We start from the raw sequence: 19710 nt of genomic DNA on the forward strand, positions 1-19710 counted from the left end.
TTTTATATTACATGGGATCAGAACCATCCAAAAGGCTGCAGGGCATACGGATTTAAGACAAAACGCTTGCCTTCGCTTGACGTATTTAGAGCATCAGGAGTGCCGTGTTTGCGTTTTGAAAAGAAAACTTGATAATATTTAGAGTAATGATGAAACAGAGGTGAAAAATGTGAGTATATCTGTTCAGCAGCTTTTAGGAAAAATGGAAAAAGAGCTAAGGGAAGCAAAAGGCCTTACTCAAAGTTCTTTAGTTAGAGAAAGAGTACATGCCATTAAATCACTTTGTGAGCTGATTTTAGAGAATGGCGGAGAATCGCAGCAGATGAGCTCTATGCCTGTTTCATATTCTGTGCCAGTTCCACAGCCGCAGCCACAGCCTCAGATTCTGCCGCAGACTCCTGTGCCAGCGATTCAGCCGGCGAAAAGGCTGGAAATGGAAGATGAAGCAAATGGAGATTCATTGTTTGATTTTTAATTTTCTTTAAAAAGTAGAGAATTAATTCAATAGAAGCGAAATGGGGATTTGGCATGAAATTATTTATTATTTTAGGAGCAATTAATGCATTTTTATCAGTTGCCCTAGGTGCATTTGGTGCTCATGGTTTAGAAGGCAGAGTAGAGCCAAAGTATTTGGAAACATGGAAGACAGGTGTTACCTATCAAATGTTCCATGCTACTGGACTGCTGATTATCGGAGTATTGCTTGGGAAATTGCCGGCAAGTTCTCTTTTATCAACTGCAGGATGGCTGATGGTAGGAGGCATTATCTTATTCTCTGGAAGCCTGTATGTGTTAACACTCACGAAAATTAGTGTGCTTGGAGCGATTACGCCGCTTGGTGGATTGTCCTTTTTAGCTGCATGGGTATTGCTCATTATTGCAGCAGTGAAATATTTATAATGCAAGATTCTGTCGGAAAGAAACCATATGTCCTTTTTAAAATATGGTAAACTGATTTTAAGTGAATAGAAACGAAACGAATTGGTGCTGAGCAATCAGCTTAATAGGGAATTCGGTGTAAAACCGAAGCTGTCTCCGCAACTGTAAGTGCTGACGAAATAAGAAGAAACCACTGTTTGTTTTTTTACAAATGGGAAGGTTCTTAAATTAGGATGAAGCACAAGCCAGGATACCTGCCAGTTCTGAAAGTATTTTACTCTTCGGAAGTTAAGAGAATTGTACGGTGTTATGTTTGATTGTATTTGTTGTGTAATCAAATATGGATGTATAGCCGGCCAATTTTTTGGGCGGCTTCTTTATATGGAGTAAAAGATCATTCACTTTTTTAAGGGCTGGAAGTCTTATTTAAAATTAAAAGCCAGCCTGCCCAGTTGCATCGAAAGCAATCGAATTTTAAAAATAGGGAGGTGGATGAAAATGGAGAGAAAAGACAATCGCTTTTTATGCTACCCGTTTATGCGTGAATCGGCTTCGACGGTTGATTATGAAATTCGCACAGATTCATTGACAACAAGAATTGGAGAAGCGGCTTCTTTAACAGCAGATATCCCGAAAGTGCATCAGGATTTAATGGGGCTGCTGCCGATGGCGTATCATCTGAATGGGTCTGTACGCGGAAAACTGGCCATTTCAGAAGATGACTTACAATCGCTAAGCAGTCTTTACGATGAATACGTAGAGGAAGTGAAAGAAGAGATTAGAACTTTTCTCCTTCCACAAGGCACGCAAGCAGCATGTGTTTTACATGTTTGCCGAAGTGAAGCAAAGAAATCGGTCCGTGCCTTACATAAAGTCAGTCTGGAAAGAAATGTTCCAGACATCTTGTTTGATTATACGCATTTACTGGCCAATGTATTATTTGTGATGGCTGTATATGTCAATAAAGTGAGCGGAGTAGAGGAAATCCGCTTTACAAGCAAATCATATAAAATGAGATAGGGGAATATGAATGAAAAATAAAAAATTCGCAGGATGGTTATCATCCTTTATGTTGATTCTTTTCTTAAGCGCGTGTAATACAGCAGAAGATAACACTGAAAGGAATGAGCAATCAGAACAGCCGCAGGAAGAAGAATCTGCTTCATATACCGTAACAGATGATATGGGAACAGAGGTAACGTTTGAAGAAGTGCCTGAAACCGTTGTTTCACTGCAGCCAAGTAATACAGAAATTCTTTTTGCCTTAGATGCTGGTGATAAAGTTGTCGGGGTCACAGATGTCGATAATTATCCTGAAGAAGTTCAGGAAATCGAAAAGGTTTCCGATTCGATGACCGTTAATGCTGAGAAGGTCATTGAGCTGAACCCTGATGTCGTAATCGCATATACGGTTGGTGCAGAAGAGCAGCTGCAGCCGATTATTGATTCTGGTATCCCTGTTTTCGTCATTCAGTCTGCTTTAACATTTGAAGACGTATATGGAGATATTCAGCAAATCGCTGATGTAATGGGCGTTGGAGAAAAGGGTGAAGAGCTTGTCCAAAGCATCCAAGAGCAAATCGCGTCAGTTGATGAAAAACTGGAAGGAATTGAGCAAGAAAAGCAGCTTTATTTAGAGATTAGCCCTGCTCCAGACATTTATACAACAGGAAGCAATACATTCCAGCAGGAAATTTTAAAGGCAGCACATGTGGGGAATGTGTTTGGAGATCAAGAAGGATGGATTAAGGTATCAGAAGAAGACATCATCAGCCGCAATCCAGAAGTGATTGCAACGACTGTTAACTATGTTGATCATCCAATCGAGGAATTAAAGGGCCGTACAGGCTGGGACCAAATTGCTGCTATTTCTGGCGATGCTGTGTATCAGCTTGATAGTGATATTACATCAAGACCTGGACCGCGTATTGGGGAAGCTGTGCAATTGGTGGCAGAAACGGTATATCCTGAAGTTTTTCAATAATCACTTTGCAGAATAGCTCAAAAAGAAAAGCGTGAAAGAAATTCCTTTCACGCTTTTTGTATGGTTTTTATTAAATGGAATGCATTTATCTAGGGGAATATTGAGTTAATCCCTGCACGCCGCCAAATGTTGGATAATCGTACTCAATTTCTTCATCAAATGTTACATAATCTAAGTAGATCATTGGGATTAAGTATCGTAAACCAGTTTCCGGATCGCTCAAAATGAGGTGATCTCTTCCTGCTGCTTCAATAAGACCTTTAAATACGCGGGCATTCCATTCTGTATTGTTTTCAAATGTAGCGTAAACGGTCGCCAGCTTTCCTTTATTTAAGCGAAGAATATTCTCAATATACGATTGCTCAATCGGCAGCATGCCAGGAACTTGCGGCGCTTGAGTTGGTGCTTGACCGCCAGTGGCCGGAAGCATAGCTCCAGTAGGCATTTGCGGCGGGTAGGCAACAGGCTGCTGAACAGGATAAGTATTTGCTTTCGGTGCTGCTGTGTAAGCCTGTTGTTGTTGTTGTTGTTGTTGCTGGTAACCATAATAAGGATATTGATTGAAATTTGATTGACTCATTTCTTTTCCCTCCTAATGATTCCTATAATCTTAGGCATGCTAAAAAACAGTCGGACAATCCTGCTGTGTCGGCTGATAAAAACAATGTGCCTTATACCGGCCGGAATTCCATTGGTTATACCATTGAGACGGACAATTACCTGCAGGACGGAAAAACCATAAAGAATTGCTTGCAGGATGATTTCGCTGCCCTTTAATGACTTTCCGGGCTAAATCAATTTCTCCTTGTCTGGCTCCCTGATAAAAATAACCTTTTTGAGTCGCTTCAAAGCCGCCGGGATTTTGATAGACCATTTGCCTAATGGATCGGATATCGCGAAAATCAAGACAGTCACCCCGCACCCGATTCACACCGACATTGCCAACCATCAGCATGCCAAGATTTCCATCTCCTTCGGCTTCTGCTCTCATCAATCTTGCCAACAGTTTGACATCTTCTTCGTTGTACGCAATAACACCCATCCATTCACCCCCTAAGATGTTTTCTGGCTGATTGGTGAAATGTAAAATCTGGGTTATCAAAATAATTCAACTCACTATTTCATTCCTATGATGGAGCTTGTTTTTTTATGCCAACAAAATCATGAGGTAAATGAAAGAAAGCGGTCATAAAGATATTTTAATGATTGGCAAGTCCTGAAAGGAGGCAGGCAGAGGATTAACTGCATGTATACTATTTCTAAATGTTGTCGCGCCTCCTTCTGCGTTACTCATTAATACTTTCTGATCGTATAAAAAAAACTCCCCAGGCTGTTTTTGCCTAGGGAGCTTTCAATATATTAATTTACATGTAAAAAGTGGCTGACCTTGTCTTCTTCCAGCAGGTTGCCAACGAAGAATGAACCAAATTCGCCATAGCGTGCACTTACTTCATCGAATCTCATTTCATAAACGAGTTTCTTAAATTGAAGAACATCATCTGAGAAAAGGGTAACGCCCCATTCGTAATCATCAAAACCTACAGAACCGGAAATAATTTGTTTTACTTTTCCAGCATATTGACGGCCAATCATGCCGTGACTTCTCATCATGCTGCGGCGGTCTTCCATAGGGAGCATATACCAGTTATCTTCCCCTTGGCGGCGCTTGTCCATTGGATAGAAGCAAACATATTTTGCTTTTGGAAGAATCGGATACAAGCGTGCCAGGACTTCAGGGCTTTGATATGGATCTTGACCAGATGGCAGATAATTGCTTAGCTCTACTACTGAAACATAAGAGTGAGCTGGCATTGTAAACTCCGCAAACTTTGTTTTATTGAATTCTGTTTCAAGTTCATTTAGCTCTTCCATTGTCGGACGAAGAAGCATCATCATAAAGTCAGCTTTTTGGCCAACAACCGTATATAACGCATGGCTTCCGTTTTTCTCTGCCTGCGTCTTATTCCATTTTTCCACTAAAGACAAAAATTCATGGATGGCTTCCTGGCGCTCTTCGCTTGAAAGCATCTTCCAAGTAGTCCAGTCTACACTACGAAAATCATGCAACACATACCAGCCGTCAAGAGTCTTGGCTGCTTCACTCATGAAAATCACTCCTATATATGTACTTATCACAAAATAACTATAACATAGTTTGACCATATACCATGTGAATAAAACTTGAAGATTAAACTTAGGTGATGGATCTTAAAAAAGTTTCGAAATTAATTTTACGGATATTTTAAAGAGAGAAACGAAATATTAACGAGAGAAGCGGGTATTGTGAACAATCAATGACAGAATAGAAAGACATTTAATGTGAAAGCGATAACAAAAATGTGAAATCCTTGAAATTTATTATGTGTGGGGTATGCTAGGAATGTAGATCATTTCGATTTGTTTTTAGGGTTTATACATAAATTTTAATAGCTTGGAGGAAATAAATAAAATGAGCGACTTATTCTCAGGATTAAAAGAAAAAGTAACAGGAAACAATCTGAAAATTGTTTTTCCTGAAGGTCTTGATGAAAGAATCTTAACAGCAGCTGGCCGTTTAGCTGAAGAAAAATCGATTACACCGATTTTAATCGGAAACATTGCAGAAATCGAAGCAAAAGCGAAAGATTTAAATGTATCTTTAGAGTCAGCTGAAATCTATGATCCAAACAATTTTGCAATGATGGACGAGCTTGTGGCTGCATTTGTTGAAAGACGTAAAGGGAAAGCAACAGAAGAAGACGCACGCAAAATCCTTCTTGATGAGAATTACTTCGGAACAATGCTAGTATACCTCAACAAAGCAGACGGACTTGTCAGCGGAGCAGCACATTCAACAGCTGACACAGTAAGACCGGCATTGCAAATTATTAAAACGAAAGAAGGCGTTGGCAAAACGTCTGGCGTATTCATCATGGTGCGCGATGAAGAGAAGTATGTATTTGCAGATTGTGCGATCAATATCGCTCCAGACAGCAACGACCTTGCTGAAATCGCGATTGAAAGTGCAAAAACAGCCAGAATGTTTGATATCGAACCACGCGTTGCGATGTTAAGCTTCTCAACAAAAGGTTCTGCAAAATCTCCTGAAACAGAAAAGGTTGCAGCAGCAGTGCAAGAAGCACAAAAACGCGATCCTTTATTAATCTTAGACGGAGAATTCCAATTTGACGCAGCATTTGTTCCATCTGTTGCTGAAAAGAAAGCACCAAACTCTCCGCTTCAGGGCGATGCAAATGTATTTGTTTTCCCAAGTCTTGAAGCAGGAAACATCGGCTACAAAATTGCTCAGCGCTTAGGTAATTTTGAAGCGGTTGGTCCGATTTTACAAGGATTAAACCGACCAGTAAATGACCTATCCCGCGGCTGCAATGCGGAAGACGTTTATAAGCTTGCTTTAATTACAGCAGCGCAGGCATTAAATCAATAAAATGGATTATGGTCAGACCCGGTTGGGACTGGCCATTTTTTATGTGGGTGAGGCATGAGGGGGGAGATTGGGTTTGGCGGATATATGCGTGTTTTTGGCGGATAAAAAAATTTAACGGCGAATATATTAAAATAACGGCGGATAAGTTGGCTTTTACGGCGAATATATCTTCTGGACGGCGAATATACGTAATTTTTGGGTATTTTAGAGTTGGTTTTTCTTACTTTTTCTTATATTTAGGACAATCCAAACCTCAAAATGGACCATTTTAATTAAAATGGCCCCTCGGTTGTGACCCCATTCTGTTTTTTGTGCCTGAAAATGGCACTCACCCTGCATTTCCCTCTATGCAATTCCTTTTGTACAGTCTTTCACTATTGGCTTCATTCTTGCTATAATACTCTTGTTTACTAGAAATGTTTTTCCGAAAAGGGGATTTATAATATGAGTGCTGTTCAAGATTTGTTGCAGCAAAAGCAGTGGAGAATTATCGATGAATCCGTAACAGGACTTCACTTAAGTGCCTTGCATTCTTTTGGGATGGATGATAGCTTGTGCGAATCCATTGGTTCTGGAATATCACCTCCAACGGCCAGGAGCTGGGTGCATGGAAATACAGTCGTTCTTGGCATCCAGGATACAAAGCTGCCCTACTTAAAAGAAGGAGTTGCTTTTTTAAAGGAACAAGGATATGACGTTATTGTCCGAAATTCAGGAGGCCTTGCGGTTGTGCTGGATGAGGGAGTGCTAAATCTATCATTGCTATTTTCTGAGCATGAAAAAAGCATTGACATCAATCGTGGATATGAAGCCATGTGGCAGCTTATTAAGGAAATGTTTTCTGATTTTCATAAAGAGATAGAAGCAAGAGAAATTGTAGGCTCTTATTGCCCAGGGAGCTATGATTTGAGCATTGACGGCAAGAAATTTGCTGGTATATCACAGCGCAGGCTGCGGGGAGGCATCGCTGTTCAAATCTATCTTTGTGTAAATAAAAGCGGCAGTGAGCGCGCTGAGTTAATTAGAGAGTTTTATTCGATAGCCAAGAAGGATGCTGTTACAAAGCTGGTATATCCAGATATTGAACCGGCTGTCATGGCTTCGCTTTCAGAGCTATTAAATACAGAATTGACGGTTAATGACTTGATGTTCCGCATTCTGAATGCTATAAAAAACAGAAGTGAGCACCTTTATTCAGCAGGAATGTCTCCAGAAGAAACGGTGTTATATGAAGGCTACTTGAAAAGAGTCGTCGATCGAAACGCCAAGATTATGGCAGACATTATTTAATATTTGCGTATATTCAAAAGCCGTGAGCAAACCTGCTCACGGCTCTTTAAATGGTGCTGCTGCCAACTTCTCCAATAAGGCTATCTATTTTTTATAAATATGCTGTTTCAGTAAGCTTGTAAACAAGGATGAATACGGTTATCCGTAAAAAGGAATGGATTTCCGTGAAAATTTGCTTGTTTCCGTAAATAATACTGGTGTATCTGTAAAATCAGCCGTATTTCGGTAAAGACGAATTGTCGCAGCTGGGCGAGCCGCCTCCGCTTTTCGAGATGTCTAGCTCCGGCGGCTAGCCCCTCGAGGTCATAAGCCAATCTGCCCTAAAGGTCAAAGAACGACCTTTATGCCAGCTCGTCTTATGCTTGTCGGGGCTGAACGAGCCGCCTCCGCTTTTCGAAATGTCTAGCTCCGGCGGCTAGCTGCTCGAGGTCTTAAGTCAATCCAGCCATAAGGTCAAAGGGCGACCTTCTGTCTGGCTCGTCTTAAGCTTGTCGCAGCTGAGCAAGCCGCCTCCGCTTTTCGGGTCACTCAGCTACTTTTTCCAAGTTGCCATTTCGGTCCATTTTGAATTTGGTGGCTGGGCGTTCTTCTTCGTCAAGGATGGCGAGTTTTCGGGCTCTGTTCATGATGTTCATTAGTGTTTCGTAATCCTCTTGAATCGTGACGGTGTTTTGTTCGAGTTTGCTGATCTTAAGTTCGAGTTCATGATTCTGAGATCTCAGATCGGCATTTTCGCGTTTAAGTCTTTGATTTTCCGATTTTAATATATCTGCTTGAATATCAGTGTGGTTTAATGTTTTCAAGTAAGCTATTACATCGTCTAATTCAATTCCTGTTCGCATACTAGGCTGTTGTATAGAAGGATAGCTAGGAACATTGTAAACTGTTTCTTGCTCCATCTCCGTTCCTTCTGCTTCGGCTCCCGTTCGTTCAGCCGTTTCCTCAGCTGCAGGCATTTCAAATTCAAAGGTATCGTCTTCCGGAGAAATAATAGATTCCATATCCTGCATGCTTGGCACTGGCGGAGAGTATAGCAGTTTCTTTTTGCCGGCCTGTTCTTTGCCTAGCATTCTCTGGCGCTGTTTTCTTTGTTTTTTGGCAAGCTGTAATGCTTTTTCATATTGATGCCTAACGACTGCATTCCAGCGGAAACCGCAGGCAGCTGATGTCCGGTTCAGTTTATCTCCTACCTCTTCAAACGCATTTAATTGCGTGCTGCCTTCCCGAACATGTCTTAAAACTGTTTCAGCGAGCAATAAGTCATTTTCATCAGTCCATGCATCTTGTCGTACTTTCATATCCTCAACTCCCATATGTCTTTTCACTTTTTATGAAGCTCTATCTAAAGGATTGACAACAATGAAAGTATTTATACATCCGTGTTTAACAGGATAGTAGAGTTTTTCAATAGATAGGTATGTTTTCTTTCGTGAATTTGAAGGTTCACAAAAAGGACATATCTGCAAAGTGGGCTGCGGCAATTAAGCGAAATGAGGAATCACACTACTGATGACCATTAAATCTGGTTAAATACGTCTCTAATGCTAATCTCTGCAGCTTGCATTCAGTTTTAAAAAATTGTAAAATACCCTTTAGCTTATGTCGTTTTATGACGAAGAGAGGGTTGTAAAGATGGCAAACGAATTTCGTGTTTGCGATGATTGTCAGGCAGTAAATCTTAAAACGTTGATTCCAAAGCTGAAGGAGATCGATGGAGAGGCCCCAATTGATGTTGGCTGCCAATCCTATTGCGGTCCAGGCAGGAAGAAAACATTTGCCTTTGTTAATAATCGTCCGCTTGCAGCACTGACAGAAGAAGAATTAATGGAAAAAATCAATAAAAAGTTAAAAAAATAAATCGCCTCCTGACCATACGTCTTTAGGTGATTTTTTAATTCGATTATAGATTAGGTATTTCGGAGGCTGGCTGTTAATAGATTCCTTGTTAGGGGTATATGGAAAAAGTCGAAAATTTTTTTTGCTGTGCAGAAGCCTTGTCGTGAAGCAGTTTTCCCTCTAAATCGGAAAAATGCCGCGTGAATGGAGACTTAATTTTAGCTATAATGGACGAAACACATATTTGAAGTGGCTGTATCAACGACAGCCTCTTGAACTGATCTTCAAGTTGACGGAGGGAAAGAATGGCTTATTCGTCGGAAAAATTAAGCGAAGAAAAAGTATTTAAAGATCCCGTGCACAGGTATGTTCATGTAAGAGACAGGCTTATTTGGGATTTAATTGGCACGAAAGAATTCCAGAGACTTCGAAGAATTAAACAGCTTGGCACTACGTATTTAACCTTCCATGGAGCAGAACACAGCCGTTTTAACCATTCCCTTGGAGTGTATGAAATTGTACGCAGAATTTCTGACGATGTGTTTAGAGGGAGACCAGAGTGGAATGACGAAAATCGCCTCTTATCTTTATGCGCTGCCTTGCTTCATGATTTAGGGCATGGACCTTTTTCTCATTCCTTTGAAAAGGTGTTTGATCTAGATCATGAACATTTTACGCAGGAGATCATTTTAGGAAATACCGAAGTTAATGAAGTGCTTCGCCGGGCTGGGGAAGATTTTCCGAAGAAAGTACAGGAAGTTATTGCTAAAACCTCTAAAAACAAGCTGGTCATTAGTCTTATTTCCAGTCAGATCGATGCCGATCGGATGGATTATTTGCAGCGCGATGCTTATTTTACCGGTGTGAGCTATGGTCATTTTGATATGGAAAGAATCTTACGCGTTATGCGGCCGCAGGAAGATCAGGTTGTAATCAAACATAGTGGCATGCACGCAATTGAAGACTATATCATGAGCCGTTATCAGATGTATTGGCAGGTCTATTTTCACCCTGTCACGCGAAGTGCAGAGGTTATACTGACTAAAATACTGCACCGTGCTAAGGATCTGTTTCATCAAAAGTATGCATTTAAGCTTGAGCCTACTCATTTTTATTCGTTCTTTGAAGGCAAAGTGACAGTTGAAGATTACGTCAAGCTGGACGAATCGATTGTCCTTTATTACTTTCAAATGTGGCAGGAAGAGGACGATTCGATCTTGAGGGATCTCTGCTGCAGATTTATGAATCGCAATCTCTTTAAGTATGCTGAATTTGATCCTGCCAAGGAATATAAAAAACTGGCTGAGCTGTCAAGGCTGTTTGAAAAAGTGGGTCTTGATCCTGAATATTACTTAGTTGTCGACTCTTCATCTGATTTGCCGTACGATTTTTACCGTCCAGGCGAAGAAGAAGAGCGGCTGCCAATCAATTTACAGATGAAAAATGGGGATATCCGTGAACTGTCGCGTGAATCTTCTATTGTGGAAGCTGTCTCAGGAAAAAGAAGAACAGACCATAAGCTTTATTATCCTGTTGACGTATTAAGAGACAATAGCACGAACCCCAAAATCAAAAAGCAAATTCGAGAGCTTTTGGAAATAAGTGAACGAATGTAATCAGGCCCCGATATGTAATAGACACAGTACTAATTGAAGTAGGAGATGACTTGCCTTGTTGAAAGACCACGCAAAGCTAATGCAGGCCATTGCTGATGCCGATGAAATTATTGGACGCAAAAAGTTGCAGAAAATGATCTATATTGCGAGGAAAATAGATTTTCCATTTCAAGAGCGGTTTCAATTTCATTTTTACGGACCTTATTCAGAAGAACTGACTTTAAGGGTGGAAGAGCTGTGCAATATGGGATTTGTGAATGAAGTGAAAGAGAAAAAAGGCGGCTATTATCAGTACCGTTATGCACTGACAGACAGCGGCCGTGAATTTTTAGGCTTACATGAAACAAATATGCCTTATCTGCAGGAATGTCTACAAGATATGAATGAGCAGAATGCTAGATTTCTTGAGCTTGTTTCGACGGTTTTATATTTTGATAATCTCCCTAAAGAAGAGGTAAAGGAAAAAGTATTTACTCTCAAAAGCAAGCAGCGTTATACAGATGAGGAAATTGAAGAGGCATATGCTTATATAGAGTCTCTTAAAAATAAAGCTGGGCTGCAATAAGCAGGGATATGAAAAGCCGGACTATAAAAAAGTCCGGCTTTCATTTTTATTCCTTGTCGCTCAAACGTACGCCTGCGACACCATAATGATTTTTTTCCATTTCTTCAATAAACACGACAACATTTTCTTTTGGAGCTCCAGTTGTTTCACTGACCGCATCAGTTACCTTTTCTACTAGTGCTTTCTTTTGATCTTCTGTACGGCCGCCTAGCATTTTCACTGTTACATAAGGCATATGACAAACCTCCTCTTGCAATAATTTGTATTCTAAAAGTAGTTTTTCATAAAATTGCCTTATATGCAAGCGCTGTTTCTGCCGTGATCTTTTCACATTCACGTTTAGATCATGTATAATTTTACTAGATGATTCCATACATATAAAAGAATGATCGAATACTTTCAGTGAGGAGCTGGAGCTTTGGACTTTTTGGAGAGTGTGTTGGCGTTTCCTCTCAGTCAACTTCCATTTGTTATTATTACATTAATAATTGCTTTTACGGTGCATGAATTTGCCCATGCGTACACGGCCTATAAGTTTGGTGATCCAACGGCCAAAAATCAGGGCAGAGTCACATTAAATCCCATCCAGCATTTGGATCCGATCGGAACGATTTTAATTCTAATCGCTGGTTTTGGCTGGGCGAGACCGGTGCCTGTCAATCGTTATCATTTTAAGAATCCAAAATTAGCCGGTATAACGGTTTCCATAGCAGGACCATTGAGCAATCTATTAATGGCCATTTTGGCTTTTATCATCTGGTATGGACTGGGAGGTCTTGGGTTATTAGCATCTACCCCTATGTTTGTTAACGAGTTTTTAAATACTTTCATTAATTTAAATCTGGTGCTATTTGTTTTTAACTTGCTGCCTCTCCCGCCATTAGATGGATATCGCATTATTGAAGACCTGGCTCCAGCAAATATTAGAGCGAAAATGACACAATTTGAAGTGTATGGTTCACTTATTTTTATCATTCTTGTGATTACGCCTTTAGGCGATTATACGATTCAGCCGATATTTGAAACAGTTTTACCTTTCCTTAGTGGAGGATTAGATGAGTTCTTTTATCGATTATTTATGACTTAATATGGAGGTTTAGAGGATGTCTGATAAAAAGAAAAGCTTAGAATTTAACATTATTAAAAATGATCCGACTGAAGGGCATGGCGGCTTTGGTGTGGGAAGCTTCAGTCTGGATAATGTTTCACCGGTTATTATTGATGTTGATGCAGGGGAAGCTTCCATTGAAATTGGAGCGATGCATGCAAGAAGCGCGGTGGAGCGTGGCATTAAATTCTTGAAAACGAAAGAAGAGGTGCCAAACGGTAAACCATATTGGCTGATTTGGGTGACGATTAATCGAAAAGAAGAAGGCCCTTATTTTGCTGGTGTGACTGCCTGTGAAATGACCGTTGATCGTTCAATTCGCAGAGGTTATAAATCACTTCCAGAGCATGTAAACAGAATGGATAAATCAATGAAACATCATATCATCGTCGATCATATGGATACGAAATCGAAAGAAATTTTAGCTCAATTCTTAAAAAAACACGATGAGGGTATGTGGGAAAGATCTTCAGATCAGCTTAAACAAGATTTGCAAGCGTAAAAGGTAAAAAAGTCCATATATTTGTCTAAAATGTGACAGTTTATTGACGTACTTTTCGAAACACTTGCTCAATGGAAATAAAAAAAGTAAACTAATTTACAGTGCAGATGCACGGTATAGAACTAGGACACGAAAAACCTCAAGGATTTCTTCCTTGAGGTTTTTCACATTTTGATCACATATCTACGTACCCCAGCGGAAAAATTTTCGGAACCATGGCACATCTTCTGCTGGTTTCTCTTCCTTGTGATCTTCTGGTTTCTGTTCAAATTCTTCATATTGCGGCAGATGGGAAGAACAATATTCGGTCGGCTCGGTCCCTGATACAAAGTAAGTGAGCCTTTTTACAGGACAGTTCTGTGTAGCCAGCAGGCCTGATTCCGGTTCAATATAAACGCCAACCGTGCCTTTCGGCGATTTGAACCCTTTAACAGGCAATCCTTTATGCGCTTCCTCCATAAAACCTGCCCAAATATCTTTTGCGTAGACCTTATCGGCAGCAAGCTCTATTCTTTGCCCTTGATCATAGCCTGTCCATACGGCGGTCACAAGCTGAGGTGAAAAGCCCGCCATCCAGCTGTCTGTTTCTGTCGAGCCTGATTTGCCTGCATAAGGTCTAGTTAGTTCATCGCTCAAGGTGCTCCCGGTTACGCTCGTATATCCATTTAATCTTCTGTCGAATATACCTGTCATCATATGCGCTGTGACAAAAGCGAGTTCAGGCTTTAATGTTTGCTCGGTGCTATTTTTATTTTCATAAATGATTTCACCTTTATGATTTTCAACTTTGGTGATTAAAACAGGCGAGATTTCTCTTCCGCCGTTTGCCAGCATGCTATAGGCGCCGGCAAGCTCAATCACCCGAATGCCTGAGGTTCCAAGTGCAAGGGAAGGAACTTCGGCCATTTCAGATGAAATTCCAAATTTTTTGACCGTGTTTACAAGCTTATCTTCGCCAAGAAATAAGTGAGTTTTGACCGCATAGATATTGTCAGAAAGGGCGAGTGCCTGCATCATCGTAATTTCGCCATCCGCATATTTACTGTTGAAATTATGCGGAGAATATTCAGCTCTGCCGTCATCAAAACGGAAGGTTGTCGGTTCACTGCGAACCATTGTAGCGGGTGTAAAACCGCTTTCGAGAGCTGCATAATAGAGAAGCGGCTTAATAGTAGAACCCGGCTGTCTTACAGCCTGTATCGCTCTGTTAAAAGGGCTTTCTTCATAATCCCGGCCGCCAACCAAAGCCTTTACATGACCTGTCTTTGGATCCATTGCTACTAATCCTGCTTGAATATTGCTTTCGGAAGAAACTGTGTTTTTAACAGTATCTTCAGCTATTTTCTGCTGTTTTAGATCAAGGGTCGTATAGACCTTTAATCCGCCTGTTTCAATGGTGTGCTCATCAAGCTTCAGCTGATTCTTTAATGCTGAGCGGACGGCATCCTGAAAGTACGGTGCGGTCTCCGTCTGGTTGTGAGGGTGCTCGCCAATGATAGTAAGCTGTTCATTAATGGCTGTCTCAATATCAGCCTTTTGAATGTAGCCATCCTCATGCATGGTCGTTAAAATAATTTTTTGCCTCGATTTGGCTTTCTCAAGAGAGGAAGTGGGTGAGTAAATGCTTGGCCCTTTCGGAATGCCTGCCAGCATGGAGGCTTCAGCAAGTGTAAGCTCACTAGTGTCCTTCCCAAAATAAAACTGGCTTGCCGCCTGAGCCCCATATGCACCATTTCCGTAATAAATGGTGTTTAAATAGCCTTCAAGTATTTCATCTTTTGTATAATTCATTTCCAGGCGAATCGTATAAAATGCTTCACGCAGTTTTCGTTTCCATGTTTTTTCATGGGCAAGAAAGAGATTGCGGGCATATTGCTGAGTGATCGTGCTTGCTCCTTGAACCTTTGCCATTGCTTTTAGATCAGCAAGGGCAGCACCGGCAATTCGTTTATAGTCAAAACCGTTATGTTCATAAAAACTTTTGTCCTCAATGGCAATGGTAGCGTTAATCAGCTCTGGACTCATGTCCTTCAATCTTGCCCAATAACGCTTTTCTCCATTATGACTTTCACCGATGACTGTCCCATCGTCAGCCAAAATTAATGAAGATTGAGGCACCGTGAGCGGAGGCGGCCCGAGTACCTTTGCATAGACTAAAATACCGATCACTAAAAGGATTGAAATCCCAAGCATAATGAGAGCCGCAAAAAATAAGGCCCGCAAATATTTAAACGTTTTCCGAAACCGCTGATCTGTCATAATCTCCATTCAAGCCACCCCGCTTTCATTTATGTATAAATTTCCACTTCTACTAGTATTTAAATATCTTTGTTATTTTAAACATGAATGTGTTAAAAATAATGCTATTGGTTAACCAGTAAAAATAAAAATATGTTAGTTTTCAGGTTTATAGATGAGGTAAAGGGGTTGATAGATTTCCACTCCAGGGTATTCGCTTTCCGCGGGTGGAAGCCTGAGCCTCATTGGCGCTCTCACGCCTGTGGGGTCTCAACCTATCCACTTCTCCCGCAGGAGTCTCGCACCCTTCCGTTTCAATCAATAAGCTTAGTACTGTAAAACAGAACAAAACAGTCTCTCATAAGTTTTTTTCTCTTGCATTTTCGCTAGAATCAACTATACTTTTTCTGATGTTTGTATTTATGCCTTTAGGGAAGTATAAAGGTTGAATCTTTGTTTTCTTCTAGAAGGTAAATACTTTTTTAAAAAAGAAAGGGTTGAATAAAATGGGTCTTTGGTTTACTGAGAAACAAACAGATCATTTTGGTATTACAATGAAGGTTAAGCGCACTTTACATACAGAACAGACAGATTTTCAAAAGCTAGATATGGTAGAGACGGAAGAATGGGGCAACATGCTTTTGCTTGATGATATGGTCATGACTTCTGTGAAAGATGAATTCGTTTACCATGAGATGGTGGCGCATGTTCCATTATTCACACATCCAAATCCTGAAAACATTCTTGTAGTAGGCGGCGGTGACGGCGGCGTTATTCGTGAAGTGCTGAAGCACCCAAGCGTGAAAAAAGCAACACTTGTTGATATCGATGGAAAAGTAATCGAATACTCTAAAAAGTATCTGCCTGAAATTGCAGGCATGCTTGATGATCCTCGTGTGGATGTTCAAGTCGATGATGGCTTTATGCATATTGCCAACAGTGAAAATGAGTATGATGTCATCATGGTTGATTCAACTGAGCCTGTTGGCCCAGCTGTTAACTTATTTACAAAAGGCTTCTATGCAGGTATTTCAAAGGCATTGAAAGAAGACGGAATCTTTGTTGCACAATCTGATAATCCTTGGTTCAAAGCAGATTTAATCCGCGACGTTCAAAAGGATGTTAAAGAAATTTTCCCGATCACACGCCTTTACACAGCAAACATTCCAACATATCCAAGTGGAATGTGGGCATTCACAGTAGGCTCTAAAAAGCATGATCCATTAGAAGTAAGCGAAGAGCGCTTCCATGAGATTGAAACGAAATATTATACGAAGGAGCTTCATAAAGCTGCATTCGTATTGCCTAAATTTGTACAAGATCTAGTGAAATAATAGAAGGAAGCAGGCTCATGCCTGCTTTTATACATAAAGCGAGGGATATAAGACATGCGTTTTGATGAAGCTTATTCTGGTAATGTGTTTATTAAAAGTCATCCGAATTACGAGGAAAGCGAAGCGGTATTATACGGAATGCCGATGGATTGGACCGTCAGCTATCGCCCAGGTTCACGCTTTGGCCCAGCGCGCATACGCGAGGTATCAATTGGACTTGAAGAATATAGTGCATACCTTGACCGTGAACTAGAGGAAGTAAAATACTTTGATGCAGGCGATATTCCGCTTCCATTCGGAAATCCGCAAAAAAGCATTGAGATGATCGAGGAATATGTCGATGGACTTTTAAAAGACGGCAAGTTTCCACTTGGTATCGGCGGTGAGCATCTCGTTTCTTGGCCGGTTATTAAAGCAATGTATAAAAAATATCCTGACCTGGCGATTATTCACATGGATGCTCATACTGACCTTCGCGATGATTATGAAGGAGAGCCTTTATCTCATTCAACACCGATCAAAAAAGCAGCACAGTTAATCGGCCCTCCAAATGTATACTCCTTTGGCATCCGTTCCGGCATGAAAGAGGAATTTCAATGGGCAAAAGAAGCTGGCATGCACATTTCAAAATTCGAAGTGCTTGAACCATTAAAAGAAATCCTGCCTAAGCTGGCTGGCCGTCCGGTATACGTGACAATCGATATTGACGTGCTTGATCCAGCTCACGCACCTGGAACAGGAACAGTTGATGCAGGCGGTATCACCTCGCGAGAACTGCTCGCATCCATTCATGAAATTGCCCGTTCTGAAGTAAACGTTGTCGGTGCTGACCTCGTAGAAGTAGCTCCAATTTACGATCATTCAGAACAAACAGCAAACACAGCAAGCAAACTTCTGCGTGAAATGATTCTTGGGTGGATTCAGAAATAAGAAAAAAACGGAGACGACGGTCTCCGTTTTTTTGTGTTTTCCGAAAGTTTAATGGTTAGCACAGTAGAAGTTTCAAAGCAGCAGCTTATTTTAAAAAGATCAGTGCAACTTAACTTTTGTCGGCGCCTTTTAAGCTTGCTAGTGGGCTAGGGTTCATTATGCTTTTTTAAAGGATTATTGTTTTAATAATCGATTTTAGAAACATAGCATTTTTGCAGTGTTTCTGTTGATTGGAACGGAGGGGTGCGAGACTCCTGCGGGACGAGTGGGGAGCTGAGACCCCGCAGGAGCGAAGGCGAGGGCACTGATTTTCTTAAGGTTTTTCGTTTTTCTTTAACCTGGTAAAATCTTATAAAGATAAAAAAGCCAATTTCTGTCTATTATTAGAAAGAAATTGGCTTTATTTTTGTCTGAATCCCTTAATTTTGGACTATGTTGTCCATTTTCTTACTTTATTAACTTTAGAATTCGTTTTATATTTACCGCAAATATGGTGGTTGCCCCTTGAATTTGCATGCCAAATAAACCCGAGGATTTCGCTGTTTCATACTCGTGTGCATGTTTTAATTCGCTATTCTTAGCCTCAATCTTATATCGATTTCGAGATAGCTCTTTAAATTTAACCGTCTTTTGAAATGCTTCCTGATCTTTATGCTCTGTCGATTTTATTGTGACAGAATAGGATTTTGTTTTCGCTCCTTTTTTATAACAGCCCTCTTGTAAGGGACAAGTGTTGCATTTATTCGTATCAAATAAATATTTAATTCTTGGATTTCGATCTTGACCTTTTCTTTCTTCAAATTTCTTTTGGATCGCCAAATGGCCAGCCTTACACACATATATTCCTGCATCTTTATTAAACGTGAATTCGTCCTCTTTTTTTCGCGTACCATGCGTTACATGTGGATGCAATTTTGAAACAAGTTCCAAATTTTCTTCTTTTATATAACGAATATTTTCTTTCTCAGAATAGGCCGTATCTCCAATAACCGTTTTAATTTCCATTCCTGTTTTGATGCTTTTTTCAACTAATTCTTGAAGATATTTTCCATCACTTTTCTCTCCAGTTGTGATCACCGCTGCCGTAATAATCCGTTCGTTAGCCATTGCCAAATGTGTTTTGTATCCAAAAAAAGAGGAGTCTGCCGATTTATGTCCTACTTTGGCATCTGGATCCATGGAAAAACTCAACTGTTCTGTACAATCCTCAACGACTTCTTTTAATACATTTAACTTTTCTTTCACCGCAGGTAATTCTGAAATTCTTGGCTCTGATTCGATGGCGGTAATAAGATCTTCGCAGTACTGTAATTCATCTTCAACACTATTCGTTGTTGTTTTGGCCGGTAAATTCTCTTTCATCGATTCATCGATTTGGTAGACAGACCGACGTACATTCTTTGATTTTTCCTGTAAAAATTCTTTAACGGACTTTTGATTATAACGGGATTTTGTGTGAGTTGAGTCAACAATAATCGTTTTACTTTTAATGATGTCTTTCTCTAATGCGATTTCAACACTTTTATTTATAAGCATATCTAATAAATCCACATCTTTTAGACGAAGCCTACGAAACTTCGTTAGGGAACTGGGGTCAATAACAGGATCTTCTGGCGCCATTTCAAGGAAGTATTTAAAGGACATATCATACTTTGATCGTTCGACCACATCTACATCTGATAAATTAAAAATGGATTTAAGCAAGAGATATTTGAACATACGGATCGGGTGAACGGCATTACGACCGTTATCTAGACAGTACTTTGATTCTAACTCTTCTAGAATAAAGCTGAAGTCCACAAGATCATTGATTTGACGAAGCATATTATCTTGTGGAACAACAAGATCGTATATCTGTAAATAGGGGCTGAAACTAAGGGATTGTTGGTTGGAGATCATTTTATATACCACCTGCGATAAGTTAATACCTCTATTATAAAACAAAAAGCCAGTGAAACAGTAAATGTTTCACTGACTTAAATGGACTTTTTCAGTGCCCTC

General features: G+C 40.3%; 20 protein-coding genes and 1 riboswitch. Of the genes, 13 read left to right on the forward strand and 7 right to left on the reverse strand.

The features are described from left to right. The first annotated feature begins 169 nt into the window (after positions 1-169). The 4 genes from B7E07_RS01800 (at position 170) to B7E07_RS01815 (ending at position 2863) form a co-directional block, all read left to right on the forward strand. Complete coding sequence (locus tag B7E07_RS01800; protein ID WP_080843784.1) at positions 170-475, forward strand: YwdI family protein; 306 nt, start codon at positions 170-172, stop codon at positions 473-475. 53 nt (positions 476-528) lie between these two features. After that, positions 529-900 (forward strand): DUF423 domain-containing protein, encoded by a 372-nt coding sequence (locus B7E07_RS01805; protein ID WP_080843785.1) that lies wholly within the window; start codon positions 529-531, stop codon positions 898-900. A 65-nt stretch (positions 901-965) separates the two neighbouring features. After that, positions 966-1155: riboswitch (cobalamin riboswitch) on the forward strand. 216 nt (positions 1156-1371) lie between these two features. Beyond that, positions 1372-1899 carry a hypothetical protein gene (locus B7E07_RS01810; RefSeq protein ID WP_080843786.1) on the forward strand — a complete coding sequence of 176 codons (528 nt, stop codon included), beginning with the start codon at positions 1372-1374 and terminating at the stop codon, positions 1897-1899. A gap of 10 nt (positions 1900-1909) precedes the next feature. After that, positions 1910-2863: an ABC transporter substrate-binding protein gene (locus B7E07_RS01815; RefSeq protein ID WP_080843787.1), complete on the forward strand. Its 954-nt coding sequence runs from the start codon at positions 1910-1912 to the stop codon at positions 2861-2863. Between the two features lie 85 nt (positions 2864-2948). Here the strand turns inward: B7E07_RS01815 and gerQ are convergent, their stop codons facing one another. From gerQ to hemQ, 3 genes are all read right to left on the reverse strand, one after another. Beyond that, complete coding sequence (gene gerQ / locus B7E07_RS01820) at positions 2949-3443, reverse strand: spore coat protein GerQ (RefSeq protein WP_080843788.1); 495 nt, start codon at positions 3441-3443, stop codon at positions 2949-2951. A gap of 39 nt (positions 3444-3482) precedes the next feature. Further along, positions 3483-3905, reverse strand: coding sequence for a cell wall hydrolase (locus tag B7E07_RS01825; protein ID WP_080843789.1), 423 nt, complete (start codon positions 3903-3905; stop codon positions 3483-3485). A gap of 317 nt (positions 3906-4222) precedes the next feature. After that, complete coding sequence (hemQ, locus tag B7E07_RS01830) at positions 4223-4969, reverse strand: hydrogen peroxide-dependent heme synthase (protein ID WP_080843790.1); 747 nt, start codon at positions 4967-4969, stop codon at positions 4223-4225. Positions 4970-5312: 343 nt separating this feature from the next. Here hemQ and pta point away from each other — a divergent pair, with 343 nt between their 5' ends. Together pta and B7E07_RS01840 are read left to right on the forward strand one after the other, a co-directional pair. Beyond that, positions 5313-6290: a phosphate acetyltransferase gene (gene pta, locus B7E07_RS01835; RefSeq protein WP_080843791.1), complete on the forward strand. Its 978-nt coding sequence runs from the start codon at positions 5313-5315 to the stop codon at positions 6288-6290. Between the two features lie 444 nt (positions 6291-6734). Beyond that, entirely contained in the window at positions 6735-7580 is an 846-nt protein-coding gene (locus B7E07_RS01840; RefSeq protein ID WP_080843792.1) for an octanoyl-[GcvH]:protein N-octanoyltransferase, read from the forward strand. A 524-nt stretch (positions 7581-8104) separates the two neighbouring features. On the opposite strand, the gene B7E07_RS01845 is transcribed toward B7E07_RS01840, so the two are convergent. Continuing rightward, positions 8105-8878 carry an RsfA family transcriptional regulator gene (locus B7E07_RS01845; protein WP_080843793.1) on the reverse strand — a complete coding sequence of 258 codons (774 nt, stop codon included), beginning with the start codon at positions 8876-8878 and terminating at the stop codon, positions 8105-8107. A 334-nt stretch (positions 8879-9212) separates the two neighbouring features. On the opposite strand from B7E07_RS01845, the gene B7E07_RS01850 reads away from it, so the two are divergent. The 3 genes from B7E07_RS01850 (at position 9213) to B7E07_RS01860 (ending at position 11597) form a co-directional block, all read left to right on the forward strand. Then, positions 9213-9437 (forward strand): YuzB family protein, encoded by a 225-nt coding sequence (locus B7E07_RS01850; protein ID WP_080843794.1) that lies wholly within the window; start codon positions 9213-9215, stop codon positions 9435-9437. Positions 9438-9721: 284 nt separating this feature from the next. Then, positions 9722-11032 carry an HD domain-containing protein gene (locus tag B7E07_RS01855; protein ID WP_080843795.1) on the forward strand — a complete coding sequence of 437 codons (1311 nt, stop codon included), beginning with the start codon at positions 9722-9724 and terminating at the stop codon, positions 11030-11032. Between the two features lie 55 nt (positions 11033-11087). Then, entirely contained in the window at positions 11088-11597 is a 510-nt protein-coding gene (locus B7E07_RS01860) for a YwgA family protein (RefSeq protein WP_080843796.1), read from the forward strand. A 46-nt stretch (positions 11598-11643) separates the two neighbouring features. On the opposite strand, the gene B7E07_RS01865 is transcribed toward B7E07_RS01860, so the two are convergent. Then, positions 11644-11832, reverse strand: coding sequence for a 2-hydroxymuconate tautomerase (locus B7E07_RS01865; protein ID WP_080843797.1), 189 nt, complete (start codon positions 11830-11832; stop codon positions 11644-11646). A gap of 192 nt (positions 11833-12024) precedes the next feature. On the opposite strand from B7E07_RS01865, the gene B7E07_RS01870 reads away from it, so the two are divergent. Together B7E07_RS01870 and B7E07_RS01875 are read left to right on the forward strand one after the other, a co-directional pair. Continuing rightward, on the forward strand, positions 12025-12684 hold the full coding sequence (locus B7E07_RS01870; RefSeq protein ID WP_080849075.1) for a site-2 protease family protein: 660 nt from the start codon (positions 12025-12027) through the stop codon (positions 12682-12684). 16 nt (positions 12685-12700) lie between these two features. Then, entirely contained in the window at positions 12701-13207 is a 507-nt protein-coding gene (locus tag B7E07_RS01875; RefSeq protein ID WP_080843798.1) for a YwhD family protein, read from the forward strand. Positions 13208-13390: 183 nt separating this feature from the next. Here B7E07_RS01875 and B7E07_RS01880 read toward each other — a convergent pair whose 3' ends face one another. Continuing rightward, on the reverse strand, positions 13391-15475 hold the full coding sequence (locus tag B7E07_RS01880; protein WP_080843799.1) for a transglycosylase domain-containing protein: 2085 nt from the start codon (positions 15473-15475) through the stop codon (positions 13391-13393). A gap of 476 nt (positions 15476-15951) precedes the next feature. On the opposite strand from B7E07_RS01880, the gene speE reads away from it, so the two are divergent. Beyond that, complete coding sequence (gene speE, locus B7E07_RS01885) at positions 15952-16779, forward strand: spermidine synthase (RefSeq protein ID WP_066442262.1); 828 nt, start codon at positions 15952-15954, stop codon at positions 16777-16779. 54 nt (positions 16780-16833) lie between these two features. Then, positions 16834-17709, forward strand: coding sequence for an agmatinase (gene speB / locus B7E07_RS01890; RefSeq protein ID WP_080843800.1), 876 nt, complete (start codon positions 16834-16836; stop codon positions 17707-17709). Between the two features lie 447 nt (positions 17710-18156). On the opposite strand, the gene B7E07_RS01895 is transcribed toward speB, so the two are convergent. Continuing rightward, positions 18157-19608 (reverse strand): IS1182 family transposase, encoded by a 1452-nt coding sequence (locus B7E07_RS01895; protein WP_080843532.1) that lies wholly within the window; start codon positions 19606-19608, stop codon positions 18157-18159. Positions 19609-19710 lie beyond the last annotated feature (102 nt).

The organism is Cytobacillus gottheilii, from assembly GCF_900166665.1.
Lineage (GTDB): Bacteria > Bacillota > Bacilli > Bacillales > Cytobacillaceae > Cytobacillus > Cytobacillus gottheilii_A.

Bases quoted from the DNA above. Each gene is read 5' to 3' on its own strand.
- gerQ (WP_080843788.1), bottom strand. From the start codon at position 3,443: ATGAGTCAATCAAATTTCAATCAATATCCTTATTATGGTTACCAGCAA.
- B7E07_RS01815 (WP_080843787.1), top strand. From the start codon at position 1,910: ATGAAAAATAAAAAATTCGCAGGATGGTTATCATCCTTTATGTTGATT.
- B7E07_RS01855 (WP_080843795.1), top strand. From the start codon at position 9,722: ATGGCTTATTCGTCGGAAAAATTAAGCGAAGAAAAAGTATTTAAAGAT.
- B7E07_RS01805 (WP_080843785.1), top strand. From the start codon at position 529: ATGAAATTATTTATTATTTTAGGAGCAATTAATGCATTTTTATCAGTT.
- B7E07_RS01875 (WP_080843798.1), top strand. From the start codon at position 12,701: ATGTCTGATAAAAAGAAAAGCTTAGAATTTAACATTATTAAAAATGAT.
- speB (WP_080843800.1), top strand. From the start codon at position 16,834: ATGCGTTTTGATGAAGCTTATTCTGGTAATGTGTTTATTAAAAGTCAT.
- hemQ (WP_080843790.1), bottom strand. From the start codon at position 4,969: ATGAGTGAAGCAGCCAAGACTCTTGACGGCTGGTATGTGTTGCATGAT.
- B7E07_RS01845 (WP_080843793.1), bottom strand. From the start codon at position 8,878: ATGAAAGTACGACAAGATGCATGGACTGATGAAAATGACTTATTGCTC.
- B7E07_RS01850 (WP_080843794.1), top strand. From the start codon at position 9,213: ATGGCAAACGAATTTCGTGTTTGCGATGATTGTCAGGCAGTAAATCTT.
- B7E07_RS01895 (WP_080843532.1), bottom strand. From the start codon at position 19,608: ATGATCTCCAACCAACAATCCCTTAGTTTCAGCCCCTATTTACAGATA.
- pta (WP_080843791.1), top strand. From the start codon at position 5,313: ATGAGCGACTTATTCTCAGGATTAAAAGAAAAAGTAACAGGAAACAAT.
- B7E07_RS01840 (WP_080843792.1), top strand. From the start codon at position 6,735: ATGAGTGCTGTTCAAGATTTGTTGCAGCAAAAGCAGTGGAGAATTATC.
- speE (WP_066442262.1), top strand. From the start codon at position 15,952: ATGGGTCTTTGGTTTACTGAGAAACAAACAGATCATTTTGGTATTACA.
- B7E07_RS01825 (WP_080843789.1), bottom strand. From the start codon at position 3,905: ATGGGTGTTATTGCGTACAACGAAGAAGATGTCAAACTGTTGGCAAGA.
- B7E07_RS01880 (WP_080843799.1), bottom strand. From the start codon at position 15,475: ATGGAGATTATGACAGATCAGCGGTTTCGGAAAACGTTTAAATATTTG.
- B7E07_RS01865 (WP_080843797.1), bottom strand. From the start codon at position 11,832: ATGCCTTATGTAACAGTGAAAATGCTAGGCGGCCGTACAGAAGATCAA.
- B7E07_RS01810 (WP_080843786.1), top strand. From the start codon at position 1,372: ATGAAAATGGAGAGAAAAGACAATCGCTTTTTATGCTACCCGTTTATG.